Genomic DNA, 17,265 nt, shown 5'->3' with positions numbered 1-17,265 from the left:
GTTAACAGCCTAAGCCCCGCAGCACTTCTTGTATTTCTTGCCGCTTCCGCACGGGCAGGGGTCGTTGCGTCCCACCTTCTCATGCTCCCTTCGTTTGGGAGCGAGTTTCACCCCTCCGTCATCTCCGCGGTTGGTAAGCAGTTCTTCAGGCCGCACCTTGGATTTTTCCTCTTCCTCACGGGCTACTGACGGCTCGATCTTATAAGCAAATTCAGCAATCTGCCGCTTGATCCTCTTGATCATTTCCTCGAAGACAACGAAGGATTCCTTCTTGTACTCCACCAGCGGGTCCCGCTGTCCATAAGCCCGCAGACCAATGCCTTCCTGCAGGGAATCCATGGCATATAGATGATCTTTCCATTCTTTGTCCACCACCTGCAGCACTATGAAACGCTCCAGGGTTCTAATCACTTCCACTCCGAACCGCTTTTCTCTGTCCTCATAACGGCGGGTAAGCTGCTCCATCAGAAATTCGTTCAGTTCTTCCTTGGTACGGGACTGGATTTCCGCAGGCGGCAGGAGAATCGGAAAAGCTTGAGCGAATCTGGCGCAGAAAAACGAAGCTTCGCCTGCATCAAGCTGATAATCTGCCCCGAGATGTTCAGCCATTACCTCTTCTAAAGTCTCTCCCGCCATCTCAAGCACTGTATCCCGCAAGTCTTTTTGCTCTAGAACCTCACGCCGCTGGGCGTAAATTACTTCGCGCTGCTTGTTCATCACATCGTCGTATTCCAGTACATGTTTTCGAATCTGGAAATTGCGTTGTTCAACCCTTTTCTGCGCTCGTTCCAGGGCGTTCGAAACAAGGCGGTGTTCGATGGGAACATTCTCTTCCATACCCATTTTTTCCATGATCGCCACCAGGTTGTCTCCTCCGAACAACCGCAGAAGATCATCTTCAAGCGACAGGACGAACTGGGAGGCACCGGCATCCCCCTGACGGCCGCAACGGCCGCGCAACTGATTGTCGATGCGGCGGCTCTCATGCCGTTCTGTACCAAGCACGAACAGCCCTCCCGCTTTCCTGGCACCCTCATCGAGCACGATGTCGGTTCCTCGTCCGGCCATGTTGGTGGCGATGGTAATCGCGCCATGCTCTCCAGCTTTGGCAATTATTTCCGCCTCTTGAGCATGATATTTGGCGTTCAGAATGTGGAATCCAGTCACTCCGCGCCCGGAAAGCATACTGCCGATCCGCTCGGACTTTTCGATCGAGGTGGTGCCGACGAGCACAGGTTGCATTTTTTTATGCAGATCCACAATCGTCCTGATGATGGCTTCATATTTCTCGCGCTCTGTTTTATAGATGGCGTCCGGATGGTCAACTCGGATTACTTCCTGATTGGTGGGGACCACTACTGTGTCCATTTTATAGATCTGCAGAAACTCTGCGGCTTCAGTGGCTGCCGTGCCGGTCATGCCGGAGAGCTTTTCGTAAAGTCTGAAATAATTCTGCAGAGTGATCGTGGCCAGAGTCTGGGTCTCTCCCTCGATCTTGATGGCTTCTTTGGCTTCCAGGGCCTGGTGCAGACCGTCGCTGTATCTGCGGCCTGGCATCAATCGTCCGGTGAACTCATCCACGATCAGGACCTTGTTTTCCTGGACCACATAGTCCACATCGCGCTCGAACAGGGCATATGCCTTCAGAAGCTGCGAAACATTGTGAATGCGTTCAGAAGCCTGGTGATATTTTTTCTCTTCAATCGCGAATGATTCTTCCTTGTGCAGAAGTTCGGAATGAAGCTTTTCCTTTTCTTCTGCAGTTGTATCCTGATTCTGCAAGCGATTCCTGATGCCCAGGATTTCTTCCTGCAGTCCCATCAGGTCAGGAATAGTGAACATATCCCTGCCGCGCTGTGAAATGTTATAACGTCCCTTGTCGGTCAGATCGATGTTGTGCCCTCGCTCGTCAACCTGATAGTACAAGTCGTCGTAAACCTCGGTCCGCTTCTCGCGGATTACTTCCAGTTCAATACCTTCCACGAGCTTTCTCATCGCAGCATCTTCAAACAGCTTGAAGAGCTGTTTATTTTTCGGATCCCCTTTTGAGACAAGCAGGAGCTTCATCCCGCCTTCCTCGGTTTTTCCTTCGTCCATCAGTTTCCTGGCTTCCTCCATCAGACGATCAACATAATGCTTCTGCAGAGTCACAAGCTGATGAACCAGCGGCTTCAATTCAAAATACTGCTGCCTGGAATTTCCAGCAGGGCCGGATATGATCAGCGGGGTCCTTGCTTCATCGATCAGGATGCTGTCGACTTCGTCCACGATCGCGAAACGCCGCAGATTCTGGACGCATTCATCGGCTTCGATCACCATGTTATCGCGCAGATAGTCGAAACCGAATTCACTGTTAGTGCCATATACAATGTCAGCTTCATAAGCTTTTTTACGTTCCTGAGTGGTCTTGGCATGCAGGATCACATCTACTGCCAGACCGAGGAATTCATAGATTTTACCCATCCATTCCCTGTCGCGCTGGGCCAGGTAATCGTTGACTGTGATGATATGCACTCCCTTGCCAAGCAGTCCGTTGAGGTAGGCAGGCAGGGTGGCCACCAGGGTTTTTCCTTCGCCTGTCTTCATTTCGATTACACGGCCTTCATGCAGAGCGATACCGCCCATGAGCTGCACGTCAAAATGCCGCAGTCCGATCACACGGCGGGAAGCTTCCCTGACAAGCGCAAAAGCTTCAGGGAGTAAATCGTCGAGCTTTTCCCCGTTCTGCAGTCTGGCCCTGAACTTTACAGTTCTTTCTTTCAGCCCGTCGTCCGGGGAATTTTTCAGTTCTTCTTCAAATGAATTGATCTGATCGACAATCAGTTGATAGCGCCGGATCTCCCGGTCGTTTTTATTGAACAAGTAGCGAAGAAGCTTGACCAGCATCTATTCTTCTTCGGAAATCAGGCTCATGATCTCCCTTTTACTCTTTGCTGCAAGCAGTGCATCTCTGAATTCCTTGTGACGCAGCAGCCGCGAAAGTTTGGCCAGAGCTTTTAGATACATGCCGTTGGCGTCTTTCGGAGCTGTTAGCATAAAAATCAGGCTGACCGGTTTACCATCGAGAGAGTCAAAATTTACGCCCTCCAGAGAACGCGCCAGCACCACTGAGATTTCCTTGGCGGCATCGGATTTTCCATGTGGAATTGCGATCCCCTTGCCGATACCGGTAGTACCGAGCTTTTCCCGATCGAGCACTGAGCGCAGGTAAGTTTCCCTGTCTGTGATCTTGCCGTTGTGGTACAGGAGATCTACCAGTTTTTCGATCACCCCCTGCTTGTCAACGGACTTTAAGTCCATTATGATCAGGTCTTCTCCCAAAAGGTCTGAAAGTTTCATCTCATTCTCCTGTCAAACAGTTTCTTCAGGTGCGATCAGGCCGAAATTTCCGTCCTTGCGGCGATACAGCACATTGATCTTCTCTGTGTCTGCATTTGTAAAAACCAGAAATTCCTGTTTGAGCATCGATAACTGCATCGCCGCTTCATCCAGGAACATTGGTTTCAGGGAAAATTTCCTGGTGCGGATAATCCTGGGATTGGTTTCTTCTGTATCAGGCTGAATTTCGATCACATTGTCCCAGGCCATTCTGTCCGCCTTAGGAATTGCAGTCTTGCTGCGCTGCTTCAATTTGTCCTTATAACGCTTGACCTGTTTTTCCAGCTTGTCGGCTGCGAAGTCAGTGCAGGCAGTAAAGGACTCGGCCCGCTCCTTGGCATTGAGAGTCATGCCGTTGGTCCAGAGAGTAACATCCACGTAATGGGATTTTTCTGCTGCCTTGCTCTGTTCCACACCGAAAGTGACATCAATCTCAATGATGTTTTCAAAATATTTTTTGAGATTGGAGAACTTCTTCTCGGCGTATTCCTTGACCGAAGCGTTAAGACTTACATTTTTAGCCTGGATGATGAATTTCATCTTTCCTCCTGAACGTGTATAGAAATTAATGCAATTCAAAACTACTCGAATTCTTTAAATATTGTAGTTATAAAAATTACCGATTTCAACAATTCTAATATCTTTTTTTCCACCAGTTATCCCTGTACTCTTCGATCGCGTCTACAATAGCTTTGGCCATTCTCTTCTGATAAGCATCATTCACGAGAAGTTTCTCGTCGCTCTGGTTGGAAAAGAATCCAACTTCTGCAAGCACTGCCGGCATGTCAGGTATCTTCAGCACCCGGAAATTTGCCTGCAGGATTCCATGTGCATTTACCATCCTGTCTTCCAGCTTCTCTTTCAATATCCCCGAAAAAGTGGCACTGCGTTTGATCGATTCAGTCTGCTTCAGGGAAAAAAGGATCTGGTACAGTTCCTGATTTTCCGACCTCTTGATGCCTCCGATCTCATCTGCACTGTTCTCTTCCTGGGCCAGTAACTCTGAACGCTTGTCCGAAGCGCCCTTCTGGGACAGATAATAAATCCCCACCCCCTTGATGTATTTCCCCTGCGGATAGCTGTCGATGTGCAGGCTGATGAAAAGGCTGGCTTTGTTGTCCACAGCCCGTTTCATGCGCTCATCCAGCGAAAGCAGAATATCTTCCTTGCGGGTGAGAACGATGATCCCGAGATCTCTTTTTTTGAATTCGGTTTCGATCTGCTTGGCGACCACTAAAACCACACTCTTTTCCTTGACTTTTTTACGGCTGATACAGCCGGGGTCTATCCCTCCGTGACCAGGATCCACCACTACCACAAAAGAATTTTCCTGAATGATTTCGCCGATTTTGTCCTTTGGCTTGACTGACATCACGAGAGTGGTTCTGCTGCCCTCGGTTTTGAAAAAAGTGCTGCAGATAAAATTTTTAGATTTGCCGCGCAGGCGGATAACTACCCTGGCGGTGTCTCCCTCGAACTGGCTTAGTTTCACGCTTTCCACCAGTACATTTTTCTTGATTTCGACAGTTTCGGATTTGAGCACGAACAGCTTGGGAATGTCGATGCAGATGAAAGGCTCTTCAGGATCAGCGATGGTCTTGCAGTAATTGCGCTTCCAGGAGATGTGGAAATTGAGCAGAAGCTCATTGTCCAGTGCTTCATAATGGCCGAATGTAATAGTGTCTCCCGCATGCGAGGGTGGCACGAAAACGAAGATCAGAAACAGTATAATCGGTTGCAGCAAACCCATTTTCTATCTTTTTCCCATCCGGAAAATTTTGTATATCCTATCAGGTTTTACCCGCATGTCAAGATACTGAAGTTTGTAAGTTTTTAAGATGGTAAGTTGATAAGTTAGGCAACAAACTTCTTTCTATAGATCTTATAAACTTTCAATCTTACAAACTTAAAAACCTTTATTCTTCAACATAGGAAAAACAGTATTAACATTTTGTCGGATTCAAAGATTCTCGTAAAAATGCATTGGCCCCAGTTCAGCAAGCTGGACCTTGCTCACTAGAAACCGCCTCATTTCCAGGCAGAGATGGCATTTACCGGAATAGCCTTCAGGCTCAGGAATGAACCCGAGGTCAGCAGCATATTCAACCGCCAGTTTTATGTCCTGACTGATTTTCGCTAAAAAAGGATTTTTTTCCAGGTCGAAATCACGGTAAATTTTTTCAAGTTCCCGCCAGTCTCCCAGAGTGATGCCTGAGCAGAATCCTGGAATATAGTTGTAATCAGGATCAAAATGCAGATGACCGGAACGGAACAGTTCCTGGAAGCAATTGCTGCCGTAAAAAGCCTGGATCGGCTGTCTTTGAAGATGTGGAGAAACGGTTAATGCGGCCCTGCCGTTTTGAATCATGGAATAACGGGCCGCTACTCCCGGAAAATATTCAGCAGGATCGCCATGGCTCTCGATGGAAACGCATGCATTTTCGCTGATCGCTGCAATTTCCAGATAGAATTCCGGCAGCCAGACAAAAGCTCCGTCTCCGCCCAGTACATTTTCAGCGGCACGGATTGCGTTGACAGTCGTGCACAGCGGAATGAATTCGGCATGAAAAGGAGACAGGCTGATGAGCAATCTGGACAGACCTGCAGCACGTTGCATCCGTATTATTTCTTCGGCTCTCTTGGGGTCTGTTGCGAAGCTTCCGTTAGTTTCGAGATATTCGACCGGAATCGATTGATCAAGCGCAAGTGCCACTGCCTGCGCTGCCAATTCGGGTTTGAGCAGGGGTTCGCCGCCGGTGATGTGAAAGCCACACAAAGGGCCTCCGTGCTTTTTTAGCTGCTGGAAAATTGATGACAGATCCGCAGCTGTCATCCAGCGCGACTCCCGTTGAGAACAGGCATACACGCAATGCCGGCAGCGGTTGCTGCACTGATAACTCAGCATGATGCCGCCAGAGGCGACGCGATTGAAAAGACCCATAAGAAATCCCTGTCTTTGTAAGGGACAAACGGCCGTTTGTCCCTACTTGAGGCCAGCAATTATCTGATTGGCATGATCTATGCGGTCAGGCGTCGCAGGATGCGTGGATAACATCACTCCCATCTTGCTTTCTCCGCCCTTGTTCTCTTTCTGCAGCAGCTCGAAGAAGCGCACCAGGCCTTTTGGGTCATACCCTGCTGCTTTAGACAGAGTCACACCCCACTGATCAGCCTCGTATTCATTCTCCCTCGAAATCGGCAGCTGCGCCATGAAAATGTAGGAAATCTGCAAAGCCTGCTTGTATTTGTCGATCGTCTTGTTGTTGCTCAGATTCAAAATCTGCTGAAACAGCATTGATTTTTCCAGGGCATGGATGCTGTGCCTGGATGTGACATGCCCGATCTCGTGCGCCAGCACGCCTGCCAGGGCTGAATCGTCTCCCAGGGTAGCTTTCACAGTGCCTTCTGTCACATAGATCCCGCCGCCGGGAACTGCGAAAGCGTTCAACTCCTTGTCCTTGGTAACGTGAAAACTGTACTTCACGTCCTGCCGCGGGCTCTGGGCAGCCACTTTCCGCCCGATTGTTTCCACCCGGTTGTTGATCGCATCATCCTTGGCAAATGAAGTAGTGAGATTGACCGAAGCTGAGACAATCGCGCCCAGCGCAGACTCCGATACGTTCTGCACTCCGCGGAATCCCTTTTTGATTTTATCCCTGAATCTAACCCAGCCGCTTTTCCGCTCTTCCTCAACTGGCTGCGGCAGCTGTATGGAAGGGACTGCCGTCATCTCGGAAGTGACGGTCAGCCCGCCGGAAACTTCTGGTGCTTTTTCCGCTTGACCTGGAACTGGAGCATTTGCAACTTCTGCAGAAGCCGCTTCGAGTGTTTGTAATGACTGTTCTCCCGGCACCTGACTCCCCTGAAAGTATTTACCACCTGGAAATCTCTTCAGATAATCCGCCTTCAGATCCATAGCTGTCCGGTACTGGCTGCGATCGAGATAAACCCTGAACAGTTCGCTGTAAGCGTCTTCCACGGCCGGAAAATTTTCCTGGCTCTGGATCGCTTTCAGGTAATACGAGATCGCCCCGTTGTTGTCGCCTGCAGCGTGCTCTTTTCTGGCCTGCTCCAGGTACAGGTTGAGCTTGCGTTCATGCACCTGTGTGTACAAATCATCCGCATAAAGCAGAGAAATAATCCCGAAAATCATCAGTAAAATAAAGCTTTTCATTTCATTTCTCCTGGAGATATTTCTTAGCCTCTTCTTCATAACTCAAGGCATGTTCCTTCAAAGAAGCGGATTCGTCACCAGAAAGTTCCCGCACCACTTTGGCCGGAATACCCATTGCCAGAGTGTGCGGCGGGATCACCTTTCCTTCTGTGATCAGAGCCTTGGCACCGATTATGGCTCCTTCTCCTATTACAGCCCCGTCGAGCACGCAAGCGCCCATGCCGATCAACGCGCCGTCTCCGATTTCGCAGCCATGCAGGATTGCGGAGTGCCCGATTGTAACGAAATCTCCGATCCTCAGAGGCTTGCCGCCGTGGCTTTCATGGTTGACGTGCAGCACTGAGTTATCCTGGATGTTTGAATGTGCTCCAATGATGATTTCATTGATATCCGCCCGGATCACTGTTCCATACCAGACGGAACTGCCTGCGCCGATCTTCACCCTGCCGATGACTGAGGCAGTCTGGGCGATGAAGCAGGACGCGTCGACTCTGGGAAACTGACCCTGGAATTTCTGCAGCACGTGCACCTCCGCTAGTTCAGTTACTTAAATCTAAGACATTACAATCAGTTTGGCAAGTGTAAGCTGATGAAACTTGGTGATGCTCTTTAAAGGCTGCTCAAAAATGACCGTCCGCAAGGCTGTTCGAGTCTGAGGAACGGAGTGTACATAAACGTACATGAAGTGACGAAGACGATGAATAACGCGGCGGACGGTCATTTTTCAGCAGCCTTACAGCCATTTCAGCCGTTTTAAAATCAGATAATTGATGTACCCGATAATCCCCATCCCCAGCAAAAATGCCGGATACGCGATTTTCCAGTGTTCAGGCCCAGTCATCATGCTCCATTCAGACATGCCGCCGACGCCTGCGAAAAACGACAACGGCATAAAGATGGTAGTGATCAGGGTCAGGCGCTTCACGACCAGATTGGTCTGATTGGCCATCAGAGTGATGCTGTTGTTCATCATGGACAGGTACATTTCCATCAGTCCGTTGATCATCTCCCTGTAGATTTCTACTGACTCAAAGTACTTGACAAGATGATCATAGATATCGCGGTAATGGTAGATGGATTTGTCGCTGATATAAGGCGAATCCTTGCGGCAGATTTTCACCAGAATTTCGCGTTCGTGAAAAAGGCTTTTGCGCAGAGCCAGGAACACCTGCCTCATTTCAATCAGATGAGCCAGGTTGAAATGGATCGGGTCACTCAGCAGGTCCTCTTCATACGCATGGAGCTTCTCCTGAACCGTTTCGATTGCCAGGAATTTACGATCAATAATCACATCCATTATGAAGTGCAGCAGATGATCCGGTCCCTGGGACACCTCATTAGTCTTGATCCTGATCATTTCCTCGATTTTTTCAAGGGAATTGCGGTTTTCTGTCTGATGTCCGTTTACAGTGACCAGGAACTTCTTTCCGATTATGAAATCCACTTCATCCACTAAAAGCTTCTGGTTCAAATAATAAAGGCTGTTGAAAAGAATGAAAGTGTTGCTCTGAAAATCCTCGATCTTGGGAATCTGGCTCTCGTCAAGGCAGTCTTCGATCGAGAGCGTGTGTATGCCCAGCGGTTCGATCAGTAAGTTCAGTTCATCAGCAACAGGGTCAAAATAATCAAGCCAGATGTAGCCGTCTCCTTTGATGCTGGTAAGTGCCTCGTTCAGACCCGGGCATTTTGTGATCACTCCCTTTGGGGAGATGTGGTAAAATCTGGCACTCATTGTACCCCCTCTATTTCAGAAGTCTTTCCAGTTCCCTGTTCCGCGGTTCACCTTCAGAAAGTTGCCGCACCCGCAGGATGGTTTCTTCACCCTTGGTTTCTTTCTGCACGGCAAAATGCTGAGTTGCCGCCTCTGCCAGTCTGCGACTGTGAGTGACAGCTATCACCTGATAACTTTTCGATAGCTCACACAGCTTTTCCACGGTTTTCGTAAGTGTCTTCCCGCCAAGTCCGGCTTCGATCTCGTCAAAAGCGAGAGTAGAACTGTATGGCGAGATCAGCGATAGTTTCAGGGCCAGCAGCAGCCTGGAATTTTCACCGAAAGAGGCCACCTTCTGCAGTGGCTGGGGAGGCATCCCGGGATTGGCGGAAAAAAAAAGCTGCGTTTGATCGATGCCGTCTGCAGCAGGCTCTTTTTCCTTCCATAGGAAAGAAAGCTTGCTCTGATCAAGGCTCAGACCTTTCAGGTTTTTCAGGATCGATTTTCCTAAGCCTTCCGCCTGCTTCTTTCTGGCCCGGGACAGAGTCTGAGCTTTAATCAAATACTCCTCTTCGGCTTCTTTCAGGCGTTGATTATTCTGGGATTCGTTCAGCCGCTCGTCCAGGATGGAAAGTTCTTTTCTCAGATTCTCAGCATGTTCTGCGATTTCCCTGATCGAAAGTCCATATTTTTTCTGGAATTCGGAAAATCTGTCCATCAGTGCCGACAGGCTCGAGAGCCTCTCGCCATCGTAGGCAACACTCGACAGGAAACCTTCTGAAGCAGAGGAATACTCCGAGCAGGACGAAGCGATCGATTCCAGTAATGCTACGAGGGCTGAAGCTCGTTCAGGCAGGTTTCTGATCCGGTTGAGGCTCTTGAGTTTTTCCCCGATCCTGGCTGTCAGTGATGCATCCTGAAAATAATCCGACAGTTCTTTGAACACTGTTGTGACTTCCTCGAAATTCGCTAAAAACTCATATTCCCGTTCCAGTTCTTCCTGGTTCCAGGCGAGCAATCCCGATTCCTCGATTTCAGATAACTGGAAGCGCTGAAAATCACGTTTCCGCTCCAGTTCACCTCTGGATCTCGTGAATTCATCGTGCTCCCGCTTCATGGTCAGAAATTCCTGATAGAGCTTTACCACCAGGATTCTCAGCAAACGGTCTTCAGCAGAAAGCCTGGAATCGATCAGTGTCAGGAGCGAATCCGGCTCATATGCTGAAAAGGCTTCTTCCCTGAAACAGGCTTCCACGAAACAGGATCTGATCTGCCTCAGAAAATCCAGCGTGATCTGACGGTGATCCAGGTAATATTCGCTTCTGCCGCCGGAATGATATGTTCTGGAAATGATGATTTCCCCATTCAGTTCCCGCGAAAATGGCAGGCTCTGAAGGTAATTGAGCTTTTCCCCGCTGAATTCGAAAAATGCCTCCACATGGCTCTCAGTGCATCCTGGAGGGAGAAAATTTTTTCCCTGCGAAATCCCGAGCAGAAATGTCAGTGCTTCCAGAATAATGGTTTTACCTGCACCTGATTCGCCGGTGATCACGTTCAATCCTGGCGAAAAGAACAATCTCTCGGATTTCAGAAGCACAAAATTTTCGATGTACAGCGAGCGGATCATACTTTGACCAGTTCATACTCCTGTGTGCCAAGCCCCAGTTTTTCAGCGTGCTGCATCTGGATGCAGGAATCATTCTCAGGCCAGAGTTTCTTGATGAATCCGGAACCTTCCTGCGCTTCCACAAGGTCAAATGCAGCCCGGTCCACTGCCACCGGATCTGTGGAAAAGAGGATCCCGATGTCCTTGATCAGGGGTTCTTCTGAGCCGCCCATACAGTCGCAGTCTTTGGTGAAATGGGTGAGAAAATTAAAGTATGAACTTTTAGCTTCACGGCCCGTGAGGGCGGCCAGTGCGTGTTCGGCCATTCTTTTCTGCAGCCCGTCGCTCGACTGCTGCCAGGAATGCTTGATCGCGCCAACCGGGCAGACCGCGAAGCATTCTCCGCAGCCATAGCACTTATTCTTATCAATCACTGCCTTATCCGATAATGAGATCGCATTCGCAGGGCACCATTTCAGGCATTGCCCGCATTTGACACAGGTTTCTTTCTTAACTGCGGGCTTCACGTCCGAATGCTGGTTCAGCTTGCCGCCGCGGCCTGCACAGCCCATGCCGAGATTCTTGATCGTGGAGCCGAAGCCTGTAAGCAGATGACCTGTCATGTGTGAAAGCCCGACTATGCCGTCGCAGAGTGAAATATCTGAGGCGATAAAGGTTTTTTTCACGAACTGAGCCTCTCCCTTGACTTCCACTTCCACCTGACTTTGCCCTCTGAGCCCGTCCGAGATGATCACAGGCACCCCGCAATTTTCGATGGAAAATCCGTGTTCAGATGCGATCATCAGATGATTCCATGCATTGTCGCGCTCCCCGCGGTACAAAGTATTGGTGTCAGTGAGAAAGGGCCTGGCCTTCTTCTTCAGATGCCTGCAAAGAACTCCTGCAGTCTCGGCCTTGATATGCCCCTGATTGCCCTTCTCCCCGAAATGGATCTTGACTGCGATGAAGTCCCCGGCCGAAGCTTTGGCTGAGGTCCAGTTTTTGTCGCCACTGCCGGCCTGGAAAAGCTTGACTGCGGCATTGCCCAGTTCTTCAGGGCTCGGTTTGCCTGCGATCGGATAGAAATATACTTTGGCTTTCATCGGTTACTCCTCATTGAAATAGTTGGCTGCAACGCAGACATTCTATCTCAATCCAGGGAAAATTTCATCAGTGAAATGCAAAAGAGGGCCTCGTTAATTCGAAACCCTCTCGTCAGATAAGAATTGAAAACGTCTTTAATCCAGTTGGGCTATGATGGAAAGTTGCTGGTCTGCCGCTTTCACGCTCAGATATCTGGACTTGAGGTCTAGCTTGACGAGCTGGCTCAGGTCACCGTTCATGATCAGGGCAGTTCCCTGATAAACGAGTTGCGGTCCGGCCTGGGCTAATGCTTTGTTCAATACTGCGATGATAGATTTCAGATCAGTTTCTATGTCAGTAGGTTTCTGCGCTTCCTTGGCCGCGATTTCCTGCTTGATCTGGCTGGCTGCAGGCAGGCTGATTTTTCCGAATTTCACTTTCAGCGAATTTTCACCGTCTTTTTTGGAATAAGTAACTGTCGCCTGATTGTCGCCTGTCATGTCCATCACAACCTGCTTGACCTTGAGTTCATTCACTTCGTCATTGCCTATGTAGCCCTTGATCCAGGCGTTCAGCGCGTCCTGGCCTGCATAAATTTGGATTTCAGCCTTGTTGTTTACAAGACCCTTGTCAGTACTGGCTACAGTCAGATACTTTTCTTCCAGCACGATTTTCCTGATCTTGAGCACAGGCATGGCAGGCACAAGCGGAAATTTCGACATGTCGACAAACATGCTGCTCGCATAGCCATTGACTTCCACTCGAGACGCCTGGATTTTTCCACCCAGGTTTTCATTGCTGTACTTGTTGAGTCCTTCAACCATGCGGTTGACGCGATCTACTGTAGTGGCCTTGTCCTTCAATTCCCCGTTCTCGTAATATTCCTTGATGTTGACATAGATGTTTCCGTTATCTGCAAGCATGTCCCCAATGAATTTCAGTGGTACTTCAAAAAAGAGAACCGGGTACACACCTTCGAAAACAAAGCGGCTTTTGCCGACTGTGAGGAGCGGATTCTTGAGTTCTGACCCGGCTAAGGCCTTTTGCAGCACCTGATTGAGCGCGTTCTCACAGAGAGTAGCCTGGAAATTGTCTCTGGTGACGGCACCGGCAGACACTATGAAAGCCAGCATGATGATGATCAATAAACTTCTGCGCATGTTCCCTCCGGAATTCAGATTGGAAGCCGTCTAAATGGTTATCGGCCCCTCTTTTCTATTTTCATACAGGAGACCCGGGTTTCACAGTATCAAAACGCATCAAAATACATCAAACGGCTGCAGCCTTAAACTGAGTCAATTCTCCCAGGAGAACTGAGTCACCAGTTCGATGTCAGAACCTGTTTTAAAAAACTTATCCCTTAGCGTGATCAGGAGGTTGCCGTCAGGATTTCTTCTGACAATCAATCTGTTGATCGCGAATTTTAGCTGTCTGAGATAAGAGTCATTATTCATTGCTCCGTGGAGCTGTGCTTCCATTCTGCCGAAATCCGGCATCAGCCCGCATTTTCCGAATTCTGTGATTTCGCTGAAGGAAATGCCGACTTCCTTTGAATTACCGACTGTGTAACAACCTGGAGCGATTTCCAGGTCTACAATTCCGTCAAGGTTACAGTCCAGCTGCAGTTTGTAAAGCAGAGCCGCAGCATCGGCAGAATCCTGAATCTGCTTCATCTTCCTGGAAAAAAAATAATCTATCGCCCGCATTTGGGTAGCCCTGGGCTGGTCGTCATCTGAGTTCAATTTTATCAATTTCTGAGGATCCTGAATCCGCTTCATTCTGGTAATGACCAGAAAAGGATGCTCAGGCTTGTCAATGGCAGTTATGCTCAGCATGTCGGGATTGCTTGTCAGTTCCATTCCGTTGTCCGTAAGTCTTTGAACAGCACCTGTCGCTGCACCGGCAAGCTGGACCAGCACCAGCATCACGATCAGTAATGCAAATTTCATGGTTTCTCCTTTATCCATATTGATAATTAAATCAATCAAAGTTCCTGACGTATGTCAAGTACTAGTGGACTGTAAACAAAGATACAGGATTCACCTTTTCTGCATTTCTTCGGGTACGTAACAATGCGAAAGATCGTCAAGCATGGAATCCAGCGGAGCGGAGAACTCCCTGAATCTGCAGTCTACCACGTAGGTGCGTTCGAGCGGGCAGAGAAACAGGGCTGGCTGGTCCTCAGCGAGGATGCGGTGGAAGTCGTGATAGAGCTTCACCTGCACGCTTTCGTCAGAAACCGTTTCCAGGCTGTCGATGATGGCGTCAGCTCTCGGGCTGGAATACCTGGAATAGTTGAAGCCTCCGTTCTGGGGAGTTGCCGAGGAATACCAGCGCTCCTTCAGGGAATAGGTGTTGCTGTAGGCAAAGGCATCTTCGACAAAATCAAAGTTCCCACTTCTGGTAATCTCTAGCAGATCATTATATGGGACTACGTCGAGCTTTACGTCAAAGCCTATCTCTTTCCAGGCTTTGCATAAACTCAGGCTGATCGGGGAACCTTTGCCACCGCTCGCTGCGCTCACATAGCGCAGGGGGACCTTGTTCCCATGCCATTCCAGCAGGCCGTCTCCGTCGCTGTCCGTGATTCCTTCGCTGTTCAGCAGGTTCAAAGCTTCAGCCGTATCATACGGCAGCGGTCTGACAGTGCTGTCGCAGGGCCAGGAATCAGGGGGGAAAGGGCCGCTGATGAGTGTGCCTCCGCAACCTTGGAACGCGTCTGCCAGAATAGCGTTCCTGTCGGCAGCCATGGTCAGGGCTTTTCTGACTGTGGGGCTTGACAAGAGCGGTCTGGAACAGTTGTAGGCGATAGATCTGTATCCTCTCCTGATCGGGACTGGGATGAGCCTGTATCTTTTGCGGACGGCTTCATCGCATTGTTTCAGGTACTGGTCCGGGTAAATCCTCATGAAATCGATTTCTCCCTGCTTGAGTGCCAGGAATGCGGCCGTCGGATCAGGGATGAATTTGAACATGATCCCGTTCAGGTACGGCCTGCCGTTGATATAGTCGTCAAAATACTGAAGCAGCATATGGTCGCCTTGCACCCATTCTTTGAGCATGAACGGTCCGGTGCCGGAAGGCACTGATAGAACCTCGCAACTGCCTTCTTTGGAAAGGCTGGATCTGGGAATGATTCCTGCAGTCGCCAGCTCTGGTATTTCCTGGCAGGGTGTTTTGAATTTGAAAGTCACGGAAAGACCCGACACTTCTACTGTTTCCAGATTCTGCATCGAAATAGTGATAGCGTCCGGATTTCTATGCATGACTCTGTCGAAAAAATAGCGCACGTCTTCGGCTGTAAAGTTGCTGCCGTCATGGCATCTGATATGCGGTCTGAGCCTGAAGGAGATCGACTTTTTGTCAGCAGAGACCTCCCAGGCTGCAGCCAGATCCCCGCACACCCGGTCATTCCGGTCCATTTTCAGCAGGGAACTGAAAATCAGGCTTTGGATCTGCTGTGAGATTTCATCCTCAATTACAGCAGTATCCAGAGTTTTCGGGGGATCCTCACTGCAGATGACCAGCGTATCCCCGTAGCTTGGCGAATTATCCACCTGTAATTCTGCAGTGCTTGTCGCAGCGGGTCTGGACTGGCTTTCCCTGGGATTGAAATCGCAGCCGGTAATAAAAATCATCGAAACAGTTGCGAAAAGAAAAAAGAACCATTGTTTCATGAGCACCCTTTGAATGAATTCAGAATACTTAAGTTGTCTTAAAAAATCATATCTGTTTTATCTGCTGATGTAAAATTTCATCAGGTTGGACAAGCTCAGCATCTGGCGGCCATTTGTTTAATCGCTGAATGAAAGGCAGTTCGGTTTTCCTCAGCTGCTGCGGCTGCGTGCCATAAAGCTGCCAGATCGGAAAGAGACTGAAAAATTTTCTGCAGTTTTTGGACATGTCTCATTTCACCGTAAGAATACTTTTGTTGAGATAGCCTGTTCTGCCGTCCGGTATGATCACCTTATACCAGTTCACCTCTTCCAGTCCCGTCACTTTCACAACCGTACCGTTCTTGAGAGTGGTCAGGACTGAATAGGTGATATCCGGACCTTTCCTGACATTGCCTACACCGTCCGAGGAATCGACAATTCCTGTTTTAGAGGATGGGTCAGGAGCGGGTGCAGGTGTGTCATCAGTAATCAGTCCCATCAGGGTGTCCCAGGGGCAGTCTCCGGGACAATCGGTGTCGCAGCCCGGCATTTCCTTGTGCCCGACAATGCCGGGAAAGGCATGCTTGATCTTGATACCGTATTTGTCGCAGAAATGGCGGGCTATTTTGGCTGATCCCTTCAGCATCGGCTTGCTGTCCCACCACTCCGGATGTGCGATCGTGACTTCATGTTCGATGCCGATGGAGCGCTGATTATTGGATTGCCCGTTTTTCGCGCCGCAATGCCAGGCTGTGTCTGCCGCCTTTACGACCTGTGAGATTTCGCCGTCAGTGTGCCTGATCACGAAATGAGCGCTGACTTTGGCATCTGAATCCTGAAAATAAGAGATGGCACCTGCATAAGTGCCTTCGTAAATGAAATGCACGACCCAGGTGTCAATGTCGTGACTGCGTCCGTCGACGTGATTATATTTGGTGAAGGCGGCTTCAGCATCCGGATAATCGACTGATTTTAAGCGAGTATCCATGCTCTTTGGCCTGATCCTGGAAAGGTTTACTGCCGGATTCGCCGTCACTTCTACCTTCTGGTTGAAGAGGTTGAACTCCTGCACACCGTCCCTGAGTATTGTGAAGTAATTGTAAGCCTGAAAATCGCGGAGTTCCTGGCTGACCAGGCCTGAGAATCTGGAGGCAGCCCCGAACCAGTCTTCGATGTTTTTTGGGGCAACACAGCTTTCTCTGGCATAGGATGCGAGCAGGGCAGCTGCGCCGCGGATATTCTGCCTGGGGTCGTCCTTCAGCATCTGACGGTCCAGGTTCAGGAGTCGGGCCGCTTCGCCCAGAGTGTCGCAATAGCCGTTCTCCACCAGGTGCATCACTCCCCAGCCCCTGTCGACAGTGGGGCCGATCTGGGTCCAGTTGTTCTCCAGATAACCGATGGCTTCCAGGAGAGTTTCAGGAACGGAAAATTCGGAGGCGGCTTCGCGGAACATACTCAGAGTGTCGCTGACAGATACGCCGGAAGCTTTCTCTATGTAAGAAACCCAGAGGCGGGAGTCCTCGGCCGGCGCTCCTCCTTGGTCGATCAGCTCAGATACGGCCTGTCTGTAGTCATACTCGTCCGCGGACAACAGTGAAAGATACATCAACACGCACATAATTACTATGAAGTTCCAGCCTGGATTTTTCATCTTCCC

General features: G+C 49.6%; 14 protein-coding genes. All 14 read right to left on the bottom strand.

The window, feature by feature from the left end:
* Nucleotides 1–9: 9 nt before the first annotated feature.
* The 14 genes from secA to PHW04_00420 all read right to left on the bottom strand — a co-directional run bounded on the left by secA (nt 10) and on the right by PHW04_00420 (nt 17,259).
* Nucleotides 10–2,886, bottom strand: coding sequence for a preprotein translocase subunit SecA (gene secA / locus PHW04_00485; GenBank protein MDD2714348.1), 2,877 nt, complete (start codon nt 2,884–2,886; stop codon nt 10–12).
* Nucleotides 2,887–3,339, bottom strand: a complete 453-nt coding sequence (locus PHW04_00480) for a PTS sugar transporter subunit IIA (GenBank protein ID MDD2714347.1) — start codon at nt 3,337–3,339, stop codon at nt 2,887–2,889.
* Nucleotides 3,340–3,351: 12 nt separating this feature from the next.
* Nucleotides 3,352–3,918, bottom strand: a complete 567-nt coding sequence (gene raiA, locus PHW04_00475; GenBank protein ID MDD2714346.1) for a ribosome-associated translation inhibitor RaiA — start codon at nt 3,916–3,918, stop codon at nt 3,352–3,354.
* Nucleotides 3,919–4,012: 94 nt separating this feature from the next.
* On the bottom strand, nt 4,013–5,122 hold the full coding sequence (locus PHW04_00470; GenBank protein ID MDD2714345.1) for an N-acetylmuramoyl-L-alanine amidase: 1,110 nt from the start codon (nt 5,120–5,122) through the stop codon (nt 4,013–4,015).
* A 216-nt stretch (nt 5,123–5,338) separates the two neighbouring features.
* The gene (locus tag PHW04_00465; GenBank protein MDD2714344.1) at nt 5,339–6,319 is read right to left on the bottom strand and encodes a radical SAM protein; all 981 of its coding nucleotides are present in this window, start codon (nt 6,317–6,319) and stop codon (nt 5,339–5,341) included.
* A 42-nt stretch (nt 6,320–6,361) separates the two neighbouring features.
* Nucleotides 6,362–7,552, bottom strand: coding sequence for a M48 family metalloprotease (locus PHW04_00460; protein ID MDD2714343.1), 1,191 nt, complete (start codon nt 7,550–7,552; stop codon nt 6,362–6,364).
* A gap of 1 nt (nt 7,553) precedes the next feature.
* Nucleotides 7,554–8,075, bottom strand: coding sequence for a gamma carbonic anhydrase family protein (locus tag PHW04_00455; protein ID MDD2714342.1), 522 nt, complete (start codon nt 8,073–8,075; stop codon nt 7,554–7,556).
* 210 nt (nt 8,076–8,285) lie between these two features.
* On the bottom strand, nt 8,286–9,284 hold the full coding sequence (locus PHW04_00450; GenBank protein ID MDD2714341.1) for a magnesium transporter CorA family protein: 999 nt from the start codon (nt 9,282–9,284) through the stop codon (nt 8,286–8,288).
* 10 nt (nt 9,285–9,294) lie between these two features.
* Nucleotides 9,295–10,890: an AAA family ATPase gene (locus PHW04_00445; GenBank protein ID MDD2714340.1), complete on the bottom strand. Its 1,596-nt coding sequence runs from the start codon at nt 10,888–10,890 to the stop codon at nt 9,295–9,297.
* Nucleotides 10,887–11,972, bottom strand: coding sequence for a DUF362 domain-containing protein (locus PHW04_00440; GenBank protein ID MDD2714339.1), 1,086 nt, complete (start codon nt 11,970–11,972; stop codon nt 10,887–10,889). Before PHW04_00440 ends, PHW04_00445 begins: the two co-directional genes overlap by 4 nt.
* A 135-nt stretch (nt 11,973–12,107) precedes the next feature.
* Nucleotides 12,108–13,112, bottom strand: coding sequence for a hypothetical protein (locus PHW04_00435; protein MDD2714338.1), 1,005 nt, complete (start codon nt 13,110–13,112; stop codon nt 12,108–12,110).
* Between the two features lie 135 nt (nt 13,113–13,247).
* Nucleotides 13,248–13,901 (bottom strand): hypothetical protein, encoded by a 654-nt coding sequence (locus PHW04_00430; GenBank protein MDD2714337.1) that lies wholly within the window; start codon nt 13,899–13,901, stop codon nt 13,248–13,250.
* A gap of 90 nt (nt 13,902–13,991) precedes the next feature.
* Nucleotides 13,992–15,629, bottom strand: coding sequence for an ABC transporter substrate-binding protein (locus tag PHW04_00425; GenBank protein MDD2714336.1), 1,638 nt, complete (start codon nt 15,627–15,629; stop codon nt 13,992–13,994).
* Nucleotides 15,630–15,858: 229 nt separating this feature from the next.
* On the bottom strand, nt 15,859–17,259 hold the full coding sequence (locus tag PHW04_00420; GenBank protein MDD2714335.1) for an N-acetylmuramoyl-L-alanine amidase: 1,401 nt from the start codon (nt 17,257–17,259) through the stop codon (nt 15,859–15,861).
* Nucleotides 17,260–17,265 lie beyond the last annotated feature (6 nt).

Source organism: Candidatus Wallbacteria bacterium (assembly GCA_028687545.1).
Classification (GTDB): domain Bacteria; phylum Muiribacteriota; class JAQTZZ01; order JAQTZZ01; family JAQTZZ01; genus JAQTZZ01.
Note: the sequence above shows the minus strand (reverse complement) of the source record. Positions and strands in the feature narration are given on the sequence as shown.

Bases quoted from the DNA above. Each gene is read 5' to 3' on its own strand.
- secA (MDD2714348.1), bottom strand. From the start codon at position 2,886: ATGCTGGTCAAGCTTCTTCGCTACTTGTTCAATAAAAACGACCGGGAG.
- PHW04_00480 (MDD2714347.1), bottom strand. From the start codon at position 3,339: ATGAAACTTTCAGACCTTTTGGGAGAAGACCTGATCATAATGGACTTA.
- raiA (MDD2714346.1), bottom strand. From the start codon at position 3,918: ATGAAATTCATCATCCAGGCTAAAAATGTAAGTCTTAACGCTTCGGTC.
- PHW04_00465 (MDD2714344.1), bottom strand. From the start codon at position 6,319: ATGGGTCTTTTCAATCGCGTCGCCTCTGGCGGCATCATGCTGAGTTAT.
- PHW04_00460 (MDD2714343.1), bottom strand. From the start codon at position 7,552: ATGAAAAGCTTTATTTTACTGATGATTTTCGGGATTATTTCTCTGCTT.
- PHW04_00450 (MDD2714341.1), bottom strand. From the start codon at position 9,284: ATGAGTGCCAGATTTTACCACATCTCCCCAAAGGGAGTGATCACAAAA.
- PHW04_00445 (MDD2714340.1), bottom strand. From the start codon at position 10,890: ATGATCCGCTCGCTGTACATCGAAAATTTTGTGCTTCTGAAATCCGAG.
- PHW04_00440 (MDD2714339.1), bottom strand. From the start codon at position 11,972: ATGAAAGCCAAAGTATATTTCTATCCGATCGCAGGCAAACCGAGCCCT.
- PHW04_00435 (MDD2714338.1), bottom strand. From the start codon at position 13,112: ATGCGCAGAAGTTTATTGATCATCATCATGCTGGCTTTCATAGTGTCT.
- PHW04_00430 (MDD2714337.1), bottom strand. From the start codon at position 13,901: ATGAAATTTGCATTACTGATCGTGATGCTGGTGCTGGTCCAGCTTGCC.
- PHW04_00425 (MDD2714336.1), bottom strand. From the start codon at position 15,629: ATGAAACAATGGTTCTTTTTTCTTTTCGCAACTGTTTCGATGATTTTT.
- PHW04_00420 (MDD2714335.1), bottom strand. From the start codon at position 17,259: ATGAAAAATCCAGGCTGGAACTTCATAGTAATTATGTGCGTGTTGATG.